This is a genomic window from Campylobacter concisus, assembly GCF_003049705.1.
In the GTDB taxonomy this organism is placed as follows: Bacteria; Campylobacterota; Campylobacteria; order Campylobacterales; family Campylobacteraceae; genus Campylobacter_A; species Campylobacter_A concisus_AR.
On record NZ_PIRF01000001.1, the window covers coordinates 197282 to 210802 of the forward strand.

At 30.6% G+C, this 13521-nt stretch carries 11 protein-coding genes; 10 read left to right on the forward strand and 1 reads right to left on the reverse strand.

Annotation, left to right across the window (positions count from 1 at the left end):
- The first annotated feature begins 1 nt into the window (after position 1).
- From wecB to CVT05_RS01085, 10 genes are read left to right on the forward strand one after another with little or no spacing between them, the layout of a single operon-like run.
- Positions 2-1102 carry a non-hydrolyzing UDP-N-acetylglucosamine 2-epimerase gene (wecB, locus tag CVT05_RS01040; RefSeq protein WP_107697508.1) on the forward strand — a complete coding sequence of 367 codons (1101 nt, stop codon included), beginning with the start codon at positions 2-4 and terminating at the stop codon, positions 1100-1102.
- Positions 1099-2277: a hypothetical protein gene (locus tag CVT05_RS01045; RefSeq protein WP_159071209.1), complete on the forward strand. Its 1179-nt coding sequence runs from the start codon at positions 1099-1101 to the stop codon at positions 2275-2277. The genes wecB and CVT05_RS01045 overlap by 4 nt, the downstream gene beginning before the upstream one ends.
- The gene (locus CVT05_RS01050) at positions 2270-3157 is read left to right on the forward strand and encodes an acyltransferase family protein (protein WP_159071210.1); all 888 of its coding nucleotides are present in this window, start codon (positions 2270-2272) and stop codon (positions 3155-3157) included. Before CVT05_RS01045 ends, CVT05_RS01050 begins: the two co-directional genes overlap by 8 nt.
- Positions 3154-4239 (forward strand): polysaccharide pyruvyl transferase family protein, encoded by a 1086-nt coding sequence (locus CVT05_RS01055; protein WP_107697511.1) that lies wholly within the window; start codon positions 3154-3156, stop codon positions 4237-4239. Before CVT05_RS01050 ends, CVT05_RS01055 begins: the two co-directional genes overlap by 4 nt.
- Positions 4236-5681: a hypothetical protein gene (locus CVT05_RS01060; RefSeq protein ID WP_107697512.1), complete on the forward strand. Its 1446-nt coding sequence runs from the start codon at positions 4236-4238 to the stop codon at positions 5679-5681. The genes CVT05_RS01055 and CVT05_RS01060 overlap by 4 nt, the downstream gene beginning before the upstream one ends.
- Positions 5681-7144, forward strand: coding sequence for a lipid II flippase MurJ (locus CVT05_RS01065; protein ID WP_107697513.1), 1464 nt, complete (start codon positions 5681-5683; stop codon positions 7142-7144). The genes CVT05_RS01060 and CVT05_RS01065 overlap by 1 nt, the downstream gene beginning before the upstream one ends.
- Position 7145: 1 nt before the next feature.
- Positions 7146-9065 carry an asparagine synthase (glutamine-hydrolyzing) gene (gene asnB / locus CVT05_RS01070; protein ID WP_103588451.1) on the forward strand — a complete coding sequence of 640 codons (1920 nt, stop codon included), beginning with the start codon at positions 7146-7148 and terminating at the stop codon, positions 9063-9065.
- Positions 9055-10164, forward strand: coding sequence for a glycosyltransferase (locus tag CVT05_RS01075; RefSeq protein ID WP_103588450.1), 1110 nt, complete (start codon positions 9055-9057; stop codon positions 10162-10164). The genes asnB and CVT05_RS01075 overlap by 11 nt, the downstream gene beginning before the upstream one ends.
- Positions 10139-11797 carry a sulfatase-like hydrolase/transferase gene (locus CVT05_RS01080; RefSeq protein WP_103588449.1) on the forward strand — a complete coding sequence of 553 codons (1659 nt, stop codon included), beginning with the start codon at positions 10139-10141 and terminating at the stop codon, positions 11795-11797. The genes CVT05_RS01075 and CVT05_RS01080 overlap by 26 nt, the downstream gene beginning before the upstream one ends.
- Positions 11794-12537, forward strand: a complete 744-nt coding sequence (locus CVT05_RS01085; protein WP_107697514.1) for a glycosyltransferase family 2 protein — start codon at positions 11794-11796, stop codon at positions 12535-12537. The genes CVT05_RS01080 and CVT05_RS01085 overlap by 4 nt, the downstream gene beginning before the upstream one ends.
- 5 nt (positions 12538-12542) lie before the next feature.
- Here the strand turns inward: CVT05_RS01085 and CVT05_RS01090 are convergent, their stop codons facing one another.
- On the reverse strand, positions 12543-13478 hold the full coding sequence (locus tag CVT05_RS01090; protein WP_107697515.1) for a sugar transferase: 936 nt from the start codon (positions 13476-13478) through the stop codon (positions 12543-12545).
- Positions 13479-13521: the final 43 nt, after the last annotated feature.

The following is a 13521-nucleotide window of genomic DNA, read 5'->3' on the forward strand; positions in this document are numbered from 1 at the left end:
AATGAAAAAAATATTATTTATTATTGGTACTAGACCAGAAGCCATTAAGATCTTACCAATATATATTTTTTTTAAGAAATATAATAAATTTGATATAAAAATATGCATAACTGCACAACATAGAAAAATGCTTGACGATGTAATGTCCTTTTTTGGGGTTAAAGCAGACTATGACCTAGACCTTATGCGGCAAAATCAAATACTAGACGAGCTAACATCAAAAATTTTACTAGGAGTATCAAGTATACTAGATGAATTTATGCCAAATTTAGTATTTGTTCATGGTGATACAACTACTTCTTTTGCTGCATCATTAGCATCATTTTACAAAAGGATAGATATTGCCCATATAGAGGCTGGACTTAGAACTTATGATATTTATTCTCCATTTCCTGAAGAGGTCAACAGACAGCTAACGTCCAAAATAGCAAAGTATCATTTTGCACCGACTTTGCTGGCTAAGCAAAATTTATTAAGAGAAAATATAGATGAGGATAATGTTTTTGTAGTAGGCAATAGTGTAATAGACGCACTATTTTTTACACTAGATAAGCTAAAAAAGACAACTCCTTGCTTAGATTACACGCCAAGTGAAAGAAAATTTATTCTTATAACTGGCCATCGTAGAGAAAATTTTGGTGATAATTTTTTGAATATATGCAATTCAATAAAAGAATTAGCTATTAAATATAGTAGTGATATGGATTTTGTTTATCCGTTGCATCTTAATCCAAATATATGCGAGCCAGCTAAAAAAATATTATCAGATATAAAAAATGTTTATTTAATAGAGCCACTTAAATACGAAAGCTTCGTATATCTCATGTCAAAGGCATATATTATTTTGACTGATAGCGGTGGCATACAAGAGGAGGCGCCAAGTTTTGGCAAGCCTGTTTTAGTTATGCGTAACAATACAGAAAGACCAGAGGCTGTAGAGGCCGGAACTGTGAGGCTTGTTGGCACCACTGGGATCGCAGATGAGGTTTGTAAGCTTGTAGAAAATGTTGATGAATATAACAAATTTAAAAATTTAAAAAATCCTTACGGTGACGGAAAAACATCTAATAAAATTTATGAAATCATTGAGTCTCTTTTGTGAAAAAAGTACTTTTTATATCTTATTTCTTGCCCCCATTTAATTCTCCGCAAGCCATACAAATAGGAAGATTACTGAGGTATTTTTCGTTATCAGAGCAATATGAAATAACTGTAGTAACTGCAAATTTAAAGAACGCCTTGATAGATAATAGTTTATACCCAGATATTTTTGATAAAATAAAAGAGGTCATATACGTAGATGACGTGGTAAAAAATAAATACGTCAAATATTTTATTAGCAAAGTCATTCCAAGTATCTATAAGACACCAGATGAATATAAAAAATGGCATAAAAAAGCATATCAAAGCTTGTCTTATAAATTTAAAAGTGGTGATTTTGACCTAATACTAACATTTTCTTTTCCTCTGTCCACAAATATACTTGGCAGGCAATTAAAAGAATATTTTAAATGTAAGTGGGTGGCACATCAGTCTGATCCATGGACTGATAATATTTATAATGGCTACAGCAAAGGCATAAATCAAAAAAATGTTGCTTTAGAAAAAGAATGTTTTTATGCTGCCGATAAGATCATATTTACTTCCATAGAGACACGAGAATTTTATACTAGCAAATACCCATATCTATCTAGCAAATTCTATCTTTTGGAGCATTCAAATGATCCTAGTCTATTTCCAAGAAAAGATAATGTATCTGGTAGTAAAAAGATAGTGCGATATATCGGTGGTTTTTATGGTGCCAGAACACCAGAGCCGCTATATAAGGCAATGTACAAGCTAAAAGAAGACGGAAAGAATATAGATTTTATTTTTGAGATATATGGTTTTGGTAGATCTATAACAAATTTATTAAAAAAATATGACATATCGGAGTACATATCATTTAAAGGAAGCGTATGTTACCTTAAAAGTTTAGAGTTGATGGTTGGCGCTGATTTGTTGGTTTTGATAGATGCTCCAAGCGAGCATAAGAGCATATTTTTTCCATCAAAGCTTGTAGATTACATTGGTTCTAAAACACCTATTATGGTTATATCCCCGGATGGAGCAAGCAAAAGAGTGGCTGAAGAAAATGGACTTGCTTATTTTGATTTAAGCGAAACTGATAAGATAGCTGATTATCTATGTAGTGATTGGGGTCTTAGCCAAGAGTATGGTAATGTATACGACATTAATGACGTTGTAAATAAATTTGTGAGTATTGTTGGTGAATAGAAATTTATCATTTGATACCATGAGAGGAATGGCGATCTTATTTGTTTTGGCAGCTCATTTTTTAACAAATAGTGTTGTTTTTGATGATTATTCGACTACCATGCTAGGAAATACATCTTTAAATTTCTCTTTTTTTGGAAATACTGGAGTAATTTTATTTTTTTATCTAAGTGGCTATTTGATCTACGCATCTATAGATCGTGGAAAAAACATAGCATTTTTTTTTAATTTCTATCCAGTTTACGGTATGCGTGATATATTTGCAAATATTTTTTTTATCAAAGATTTTTTAAATGCTCCCTATATGAATAATGTCTATTGGTCTTTACTGGTTGAGGTTAGATTTTATTTTATTATTTTTGTTTTTTTTCTTCTTTCTAGGTATTTTAAATTTTTAAAGATAGAGTATTTGCTACTACTTTTGCTGCTGGTAAACTATACTAAGTTGTTTTTTACTGGTAGCGGGAGCTGGTTTCTTACTTGGCTTTTGCTTTTTTTTATAGGTATTCTTTTTTATAAGTATGTGACAAATAAAATAAAGATCGGTATTTTATTGGTTTGTTATTTTGCTATTTTGGTCTCAGTATATATTTTTAGAGACTTAAGCTCCTTCCTTAGTGCTGTTATGTGTACTCTAATTTTTGCTTTTTGTTTTTATTTTAATTGCACAAATCGTATATTGATATTTTTTGGTAATATATCGTACTCTTTATATTTGGCACATGCACCAATTGGATATAGTTTGTTTTATTTTATAACAAAAAATTTTACTGAAGACTTCGTTGCTCTTAAAATAATTTTTGTTACTTTGATATCTATTTTGATTGCCATGTTTTCATATAAATTTATAGAGAGCATATATTTTAAAGGTGTTAAATGAAATATTTAATATACGGATATTATGGATACAACAATCTGGGCGATGATCTGTTGCTGGATACTATTATAAACCGTATAAAAGAAAAAGATATGGATGCTGATTTCACTATCTTGAATAAAAGTTCAAATAGCTTAAAAGAGTATCCAAATGTATACTACTCAAATATAAGAGATATATTATATAGTTCAAAAAATAAAGTACTAAAATTTTGGAGTTTTTTTAGTGCCTTTAAAAAATATATCGATGAATGCGACGTTTTTTTGCTCGGTGGCGGAACGATTTTTATGGATAGTAATAAGGCTAGTTTTTTGATGATATATTTATCATTTTTTGTATCATATGCAAAAAGTATTGGAAAAAAGGTTGTTTTGATCGGTATAGGGATAGATATTTTAAGCAGTTTTTTTTCTATACTGGCAATGAAAAAAATATTATCAAATTCTCATTTTGTCTATTGTAGAGATGCTTTGTCTTTTCAAATAGCAAAAAAATTAAGTACAACAGCTAATGTTATATTGACGCAAGATCTAGTTTTTGGTTCCTTTTGGAGTAAGAGTATTTTGAATGATGATGGTGTTAATCGTGAGCATAAAACAATCGGCATATCCTTAATTGATTATTCTGATAAATATGGTGAAAATTATATACCTGAGCTTAATAATATACTAAACGCCTATATCAAAAATGGTTTTAAAATAAAACTTTTATCATTTCAAATTAATACAGATAAAGCGGATAATTTATTTTATGAGCGACTAATGCATCATGAAGATATTGAGATAGTAAATTTAAATATTGTTAATCTTTTCGAACATTTCAATAGTCTTGATTATGTTTTAAGCATGAGATTTCATGGCATACTTTTGGGGATATTATTTCAAAAATATACTTTAGGTATTGTGCATGAAGTTAAAAATCAACAACTATGTTTAGAAACCGGAGTAGATTATCTGTTTTTAAATGATTTAACGCTAAATAGGGTAATGAATAGTAATTTTAGAAGACTAGATGCGGATATGTTAACCAAGTTGGCCCTGAGCTCTGGTGTTAATTTTGATTTTATATCAAGGGGTGAAATTTGAATATAGCTCTTTTTTCTCCTGGTGTCTATTGTATATTTTTTAATGAACTAATTGACTATGCTAAAAAGAATAAATTTTGTATAGAAAATGATGAAGTTAATTGGTTTGTATTGACAAATACAAATATATATTTGTCACACTTGAAAAAAAATATATTCAATAAAAATATATGTTATTTATTTGAAAATTTTAATGAATATATGTCTGATGAAAATTTTACCTACAACCTTGATGGCTATTGCGGCAGCTTATATAGAGATATATTGACAGATAAGCATGCTTATTTTACCAAGCCATCTTCTTATCAGATGAAAAATGTGTCAGTAATTTATAAAATTTGGAAAGAGTATTTGATAAATAATGATATCGATTACATTGTATTTCCTGATGTTGAATTTGTGGAGGGAATGATACTTCTTGCCTTGTGTAAAGAGCTAAACATAAAGGTACTTTACTATGTCAATGCAAGAAGCATTGGTGGATCTTTTTTTGCAAAAAATATTAATGAAGAGTACTATAAAAGTACCGCTACAAACAATGACGGGGTTAGTGACTTTATCGCAAAAATAAAAAATTCTAATAAAAAAGCCTATGAGGTTACACTTGAATTTAACCAAGCGGAATATGACCATAAAATATCAAAATATGGTAGAACTAACCTAGAAAAGCTAATATCATTTTTAAAAAATAAATTTATTTACGAAAAACACTATTTAAAAGAAGATATGTCTTTTATAGTTAGGTTTAGAATGCGGTTTTTGGGCCTACTAAATAAATATAGGCGCTCAAGAAAGTACATTTATGAAAAATATGTAACAGTAAAAACTATAGAGATGTTGCCAAAGAAGTTTATATATTTCCCGTTACAAGTAACCCCAGAATCTTCAATCAATAATTTAGAGCCATACTTTGTAGATCAGATGCGAGTCATAGATCTATTACTTATGAATATAACACCAGATATTAAGGTTGTTGTCAAAGAGCACCCGATTTTTGCTGGAGAGAGAAGTGAAAAATTCTATAAAATTCTTTCTTGTAAACCAGGTGTAGAGATCTCTTCGTTAGCCATATCAAGTAACGACTTGATAGATAGCTCTATAATAGTATGCTCTGTGACCGGCACAGCACTACTAGAGGCAATGCTGCGCAATAAACCAGTCTTTCAGTTTGGAAAAACATTTTTTTATCAAGATCAGTTTGGATTTGACTCTTTTAGAAGCATGTCAAGTGATTTAAAGGCCATTATAAACAACGATAGAGAAAATAATATAGATTTAGTTATTGCAGATTTATATAGTGTGCTATTTGATTTTTATATAGAGCAGCCAGCTCAATACTACTATCAGCCAAGACCGGTTGCATTGATGGACGCAAATTTAGATAATACACTAAAAGCTATCTCTTTTTATATAAAAGGCATCTCTAAAGGTGAACTAATATAATGTTTGCTTCTTCTATAGAAAAGAGTTTGATCAATACTTTGTTGTACCAGATATTTTCAAAAGGTATAGGGTACGGAAAATACCTCTTGTTTGCATTTTTGTTTGGTACAAGCATGCAAATGGATGCTTACAATATGGCTTTAACGATACTTGATGTATCTATGTTTGTATTAGGACATGTTTTTTCTGTAGTTGGGATACCTATGCTGGTAAAATCTAGAAAAAAATCTTTTACAGCATTTAAAAAGCTAAGTGGTTCTATATTTGTCTTTTCTTTAGTTTTGGCAGCGATTATTATAGTTTTTCAATATATATTTTTTTATGATCTAGTATCTATTTTAGCGCCAGGTTTCGATGATAAGAAAAGTGCCTTGTCTTATGAAATTTTTAAATACTTTTTGCCCATGAATATAGTTTATTTGCCATATTTTGCTCTTATATCTTTTTTTAGATCACTAAATTTATTTTCTATTTCTAACTTTTTAGATTTTTTAATCGCTATATTCTCTGTTGCGTATCTTATTATTTTTATGAGTAGTGATATTGTCATCATTCCATTATCTTTGAGTGTCGCATATGTTGTTACTATATTTTTTGCACTTTATTTTGCTATTAAGATCAAAATAATTGGATTTAGTGGCTCGATTTTTACACCATATATGAAAAATATATATAAAAATATTGCTAAACTTTCGCTTTGGTTTTTAGTGCTGCAACTATATAGGGTGGTGGATAAGAGATTTGCTTCCTTGCTTGATAATGGAGCAATAAGCGCGTTAGTTTACGCTTCTATACTTATTTCTGGTATGGGTTTTGTCTTTGACTTTGCTTATGTCTATATCACAAAATTTTCAGAAAAAGAGGACAAGGCGGCAGTGTTTACTCTTGCAATTAAGCTTTATATATTTTTAACATTGCCTGTCATTGTATATTTGCTTTTTTATTCAAAAGAGTTTATCTCGATAATTTATGGAGGTGGAAAATTTGATAAAAACTCCATAGAGATAACAAGTTCTATTATTGTGATATTATCGCCATTGTTATTTTTAAGTCTTGTTAATGGTCTATTTCAAAGTTTATATCAGTCTTTGGAAAAATATACTTATGTTATTTGTTTATCATTAATAGGGGTGATAATAAATTTTATCTTAAATTATCTTTGGATAAGTAAGTATGGTATAGTAGGTATAGCTTTGGCAACTCTTGTTTCAACTGGTGTTATTATAGCCCTAAATCTGCCGATAATTCATTATAAAGAGAATTTGCATTTAAGCTATAAAAATATACTTTTTGAGTTTATGAAGTATTTGTTGGCAGCGGGCGCCTCTTTTGCTATGATTAGAATGCTTGGTTTGCCATTTTTTATAAGTAGTTTTTTGTTTTTTGTTTTTAACTATGTAATATTAGTTTTGTTAAGGAATGAATTTATAATAAGAATTTATAGCATGACAAGGAAAAGATAGTATGTGTGGATTGGCTGGATTTTGCGATTTTAATAAAAAACAGGATATGGATAATTTAATAAGCATGACAGATGTTTTGCGGCATAGAGGTCCAAATGATAGTGGGTACGAATTTTTTGAAAATGAAAATTTTAATTTAGGCCTAGGCCATCGCAGACTATCGATACAGGATCTATCAAAACATGGACACCAACCAATGTTTGATCAAACTGGTCAATATGTTATTATTTATAATGGTGAAATATATAATTTTAAAGAATTTTACGAAGAACTCTTAGGTGATGGTATCAAATTTAATTCTAATAGTGATACAGAGGTAATACTATACTTATATATCAAATACAGCGACGATTTTATCAAGAAACTAATTGGTATGTTTTCTATAGTTATCTATGATGTTAAAGATCAAAAAATAAAAGTTTTTATAGATAGGGCTGGTGTCAAACCATTTTATTATTATTTTAAAAATGACTTATTTGCCTTTGCCTCAGAGCTAAAATCTTTTTTTTGTATTAAAGAAATAGATAAAAAAATTGATCCAAATGCTCTAGGATTATATTTTCAGTATTCTTATATACCGGCACCATACTCTATTTTTGAAAATACCCATAAACTACCAGCTGGTAATATGCTGGAATTTGATTTAAGATCGATGTCGTATACCCAGAAGCAGTATTGGAGCGTAGAGGAATACTATAATAAAGAAAAGACAGACAAAGGGTATGAGGTTATAAAAAAAGAAGTCTCTGAATTGCTATTATCTGCTTTTAAATATAGGTTGGTATCTGATGTGCCAGTTGGGATATTTTTAAGCGGAGGATATGATAGCTCTGCTGTTGCAGCGATATTGCAGTCAAATTCTAGTGCCAAGCTAAAAACATTTAGTATAGGTTTTGATAATAAAAATTTTGATGAAGCTCCATATGCTAAAGATATAGCAAATTTTTTAAGCACAGAGCATTACGAGTATTATGTTACTCAAAAAGATTGTTTGGATTTGGTGGATCAGCTTTGTGTTATAAATGATGAGCCAATGGGTGATGTCTCTTCTATACCGACTTATTTTGTTTCAAAATTTGCAAAAGAGCATGTATCGGTTGTTTTGTCTGGCGATGGTGGGGATGAAATTTTTGGTGGTTATCCAAAGTATTTTATTGGGAACAAGGTATATCGTTTATCATCAAAAGTTCCCTCTTTTGTTAAAAAAGTAGCTAAGTCGTTTTTGTTATTGCTAGATATAAAAATATTGGAAAAAATTTTATTAAAGCTAACTGGGAAAAAAATGACAAATTTTTCTGGAAAATTTAGAAAATTTATAAATATACTTGACGCTAAAGCGGAAAGTGTTTTTAAAATTTCAAGTCAGTATTTTTTAAAGGAAGATGTCGCAAAATTCATAAAAAATTATAGCTCTGAGTACAAAACATCTTATAATAAATTTGGATGTGTAAATGGAGATTACTTCGACGAGTCAATGTGTGTAGACTTTCAAACATATATGTACCAAATTTTGATGAAAGTAGATAGGGCTAGCATGGCTGTATCATTGGAGTCTAGAGAGCCATTTTTAGATCAGCGGATAATAGAATATTTAGCACAAGTTCCATCTAGTCTAAAGCTAAAAAATGGCCCCAAGGGGATATTAAAAGATATTGTTCATGATTTTATCCCAAAAAATTTACTAGACCGTCCAAAGCAGGGCTTCGTTCCACCTTTTGAGGATTGGTTAAATGGTGATCTAAAAAATTTTGTTGATGATTGCTCTAATAAAGATTTTATTGAAGACCAAGGTATTTTTTGCCATGCAGAGGTAGTTAAGCTAAAAAAAGAATTTTATGAAGAAAAAAAACCTGGATATAAATTATGGCTTTTTTTGATATTTCAGCTATGGTACAAGCAGTGGATGATAAATGAAAGATAAAATTAGGCTAATATTATTAAACGACTGGTTGTATGGTGGCGGAGCCGAGAGATCTATGGCGGTTTTAGCCAATGAATTGGTTAAAGACCCTAGATATGAAATATATTTGGTTTTATTAGAAGACAAGATCTCGTTTGAGCTAAATTCTGGTATAAAATGTATCTCTTTTAGAAATAGCTATAATTTTGGCGTTTTCCAAAAGCTTATAACAATTTTATTAGATGTTTTTAGGCTAATAGGCTTAATTAAAAATTTAAATATAGATGTTGTTTTGTCATTTCAACACCGCTCAAACATAATAAATTGTTTGTCTAAGTTGCTATTTAAAAAATTTAAAAGCATCATAAGTGAAAGAATATATACAAAAGATTTTTTTGAGCATGATTTTAAAAAAAATTTCTTTAATAACGCCATAAAAGTACTTTATAATAAGGCTGATGCCATTACTTGCAATTCTGTAGATATTAAAGAAGGGCTTGTTCAATTTTATAATTGTGATAGAGATAAAATTACAGTTATAGAAAATGCTTATGATGCTAAAATTATTACTAGGCTTGGAAAAGAGGAGATAGAAGTAGAGTTGCTTCCTCTTTTTGCTGAAAAGGAGGTTATTGTTAATGTTGGTAGACTGGATAAACAAAAAGGACAAGAGTATCTTATTAGGGCATTTGCAATGTTACCAAGTAGATCAAACTACTGTCTTTTGATAATTGGAGAAGGGGCCTTGCGTGAGTATTTGGAGAGGCTGATTTCTGAGCTGGGGTTATGTGATTTTGTTTTTTTATTGGGATATAGGAAAAATCCATATAAATATCTATCAAGAGCCAATATTTTTGCTTTTACATCACTATACGAAGGATATCCAAATGCGCTAGCTGAAGCTATGGTCTTTGATAATCTTAAAATCATATCTTTTGATTTTAAGGCCGGATCAAAAGAGTTGATAGGTAATGATGAGTATGGTAAAATCGTTAGAAAGTGTGATATAGTTGGATTGTCTCAAGCGATCCTGGATGCTAAAAACAGTAAAAATGTAAAGCATAAAACTTTAAATAGTATAGAGGATTTGGTCCATGATTACAAAAAAATTATTGAGTAAATATTTGTTATTATTTTTATGTTCGCTTGTTGTTTTTGTTGGCATAAATTCATTGAGTAATTTTGCTTTTTTTAATATTATGGATGTGCTGTATCAACCGCATGGACCTAAGGGGTTGCTAAAAGTATCAATATATGTTGCATCTTACTTGTTTGTATTTGCTAATCTTATATTTATCTTATTTATGAAAAATGGTGTGATATTTAAAATTTTGATATTTGCATTATTTATTTTACTTAATGTGGATATCGTATATTATCTTATTGATAAGAATGGTACTGGAATTTCTATGCACCAGATAGTACTTGCCTATCATGAAACATCTCATATATTAGGTGCTTTTTGGGCTTATTCTGGGGCAATAATAATTTCACTGCTAATATCTGTAACTGTCTTGTTTACAATAAAAATTATACGAAAATTTATAGATATTAAATTTTTCTACATTCCAATTATTATGCTGCCACTTTCATTGGTTGGGTCATATATGGTCTTTAATAAGTCAGCGTATGCAGCATATGAGTATCCATTTTTTACAAAAATACCTATGTATATATACGCAGCTAAACATAATGGCTATTTTGATATCAAATTTAAAGCAAGGGATGCTTTGACTATCCGTCCAGACGGTGCTGCAAAATATAAGAATATTATTTTAATTGTTGATGAAAGTGTAAGGGGAGATTATCTATCTATCAATGGATTTAACATGCAGACCACTCCTTTTCTTGATACATATGATAATGTCGTTAGTTTGGGCATAGCTTCTTCTGGTGGCAATAACTCTGCGCCATCTCAATACATAATAAGAAATGGTGTCCAGATGCGAGATTTGCCAGATAATAAATTTGCTACATTGGCAATCCCTAATATATTTCAATATGCAAAAAATGCAAATTTCCACACATACTATCTAGATAGTCAGGTGGAGTATCAGCAACTACAAAATTTTATGTCTAGCTACGATCTAGAATACATAGATGAGTATTTTACTATTAAAGATAGAAAACCATTTTATTATTTGGATAGAAAGTTGATACCAAAAATAAAGACAATACTATCATCAAATGACCATAATTTTATTTATATCGTGAAATATGGCTCTCATGTTCCATGGAAGATGAACTATCCAGAAAATTCAGCCACCTTTTCACCCGTCCTTGAAAACATGGAGTCGGTTGAATTTAGCAATAGGGATAGAGCTATAAACACATATGTAAATAGCCTAAGATGGAGTATGGATGGGTTCTTTAAAGAATTATTAAGCAATATATCTTTGGATGATACGATTATTATTTATACTTCTGATCATGGGATCAATATAGCAGAGAGCGGCACTACTATGCACTATGGAATGGAGCTAAATCCGCCAAAGACAACGGCAACTGTTCCTATATTGCTTTTTGCAAAAGACATCACTAGTAAATATAAATTTGATAAAAATATATATAGCCATTTTATGATTTTTCCATCTATATTGGACTTGATGGGGTATGACAAAGATGTTTATCATAAATACAACTATAGTTTTTTCAGTGATAGTGTCAGCGGAGAACAAGTCAGATCTTTTTATTCTGGTAATGTCTTTGGTAATGGATACAAAAATGCATTTGACGACAAGGGTGCGCAATGAGCGTTACTATTATTATGCCGTCATATGACTCTGAAAAATTTATTATAGAGTCAATAGAGTCCGTTCTGGCGCAAACATATTCTAACTGGGAGCTAATAATTGTAGATGATTGTTCGCCAGATGATTCAAATAAGATAATAACAAAGTATGTTGATAGCGATGGCCGTATAAAATTAATAAAATTACAAAAAAATAGCGGTCCAGCTGTGGCTAGAAATACGGCTATAGAAGCTGCAAGTGGTAGATATATAGCTTTTTTAGACTCTGATGATGTGTGGCTGCCAAACAAACTTGAAACTCAAATAAATTTTATGCATGATAATGATCTGGCTTTTACATATAGTTCGTATAGGCTTGTTGGAGAGGATAATGAACACTTAGGTGTTTTTATCACAAAAGATAAAATTTCATATTTTAATATGTTAAAAACATGCAGTGTGGGATGCTTAACTGCAATATATGACACAAAAAAAATAGGTAAACAATATATGCCACTGATCTTAAAAAGACAAGATTATGGGTTGTGGTTGAAAATATTAAAGCTTATTGGCGAGACTAAGGGTATTTCGGAGCCACTGGCTACCTATAGAATTCGTAAAAATTCAGTATCTTCAAACAAGGTAAAAGCAGCCAAATACCAGTGGAAAATTTATAGAGATATAGAGAAGCTAAGCTTTTTAAAAAGCTTATATTATTTTGTATTTTACGCCTACAATGGGGTAACTAAATACAAAAAATAAATAGGCTAAACTCCCCTTTTCTCAAATACAATTGCAATGGTTTTTACTATGATCTTTATATCCAGCCAAAGTGACCAGTGTTTGATGTAATAAAGATCATACATGAGTTTTTGTTTGGCGTCGTTTGTATTTGAGCCATAAGGGTAGTTTACCTGCGCCCAGCCAGTTATCCCTGGGCGAACGATATGACGTTCGTTGTAGTAGGGTATCTCTTTTTCAAAGAAATTTATCCAGTGTCTTCGCTCAGGCCTTGGCCCTATCAGATGCATTTGCCCTCGAAAGACATTTATGCACTGTGGCACCTCGTCTATACGAGTTTTTCGCATAAATTCGCCAAACTCAAACACTCTCTCATCATTTTCACTAGCAAATTTTGCTCCATCTTTCTCGGCATCTTCCATCATCGAACGAAATTTTATGCACTCAAATTCTCTATTATCCAGCCCAACTCTACTTTGTAAAAAGTAAAGACTTCCAGGCGATTGCTCATCTATCTTTCTTTTTACATAAAATTTTAGGCCAAAAAGCAAGATGAAAAGTATTAAGCAGCCAGCATAATCGATCATTCGCTTGAGTGCGTAATCAAAGGCACTATAAGGCCTTATCTCATCTAAAAAATTAAGATTTTCGCCATTTTCTGGGATATAACATTTGTGCAGATAAATTTCTAAAAAATTCTCTACGTTTAGAAATTTTATCTTTTTATACTTCGTTTTAAACTGCAAAAGCGTGAGAAATCTCACCAGTTTGCCATCGACTGGCTTTGCAGTATTTAGTACGATCAGCCTTTGATCGCCTGATTTTATGAGATTTTCTAGTGCGCTTCGCAAGGCTTTTGCGTCGCTATTTTCATGGGATAAAAAATTTACTTGACCAAATTTCTTTCTAAGCTTTTCTAGTTCTAAGCTGGTAAAAGCATATTTCTCGCCAAGGATGATCATAGGCCTATCCCTTTATCTTTATTTTAAATTTGCATTATAAAAT

Bases quoted from the DNA above. Each gene is read 5' to 3' on its own strand.
- CVT05_RS01090 (WP_107697515.1), bottom strand. From the start codon at position 13,478: ATGATCATCCTTGGCGAGAAATATGCTTTTACCAGCTTAGAACTAGAA.
- asnB (WP_103588451.1), top strand. From the start codon at position 7,146: ATGTGTGGATTGGCTGGATTTTGCGATTTTAATAAAAAACAGGATATG.
- CVT05_RS01075 (WP_103588450.1), top strand. From the start codon at position 9,055: ATGAAAGATAAAATTAGGCTAATATTATTAAACGACTGGTTGTATGGT.
- CVT05_RS01065 (WP_107697513.1), top strand. From the start codon at position 5,681: ATGTTTGCTTCTTCTATAGAAAAGAGTTTGATCAATACTTTGTTGTAC.
- wecB (WP_107697508.1), top strand. From the start codon at position 2: ATGAAAAAAATATTATTTATTATTGGTACTAGACCAGAAGCCATTAAG.
- CVT05_RS01080 (WP_103588449.1), top strand. From the start codon at position 10,139: ATGATTACAAAAAAATTATTGAGTAAATATTTGTTATTATTTTTATGT.
- CVT05_RS01055 (WP_107697511.1), top strand. From the start codon at position 3,154: ATGAAATATTTAATATACGGATATTATGGATACAACAATCTGGGCGAT.
- CVT05_RS01085 (WP_107697514.1), top strand. From the start codon at position 11,794: ATGAGCGTTACTATTATTATGCCGTCATATGACTCTGAAAAATTTATT.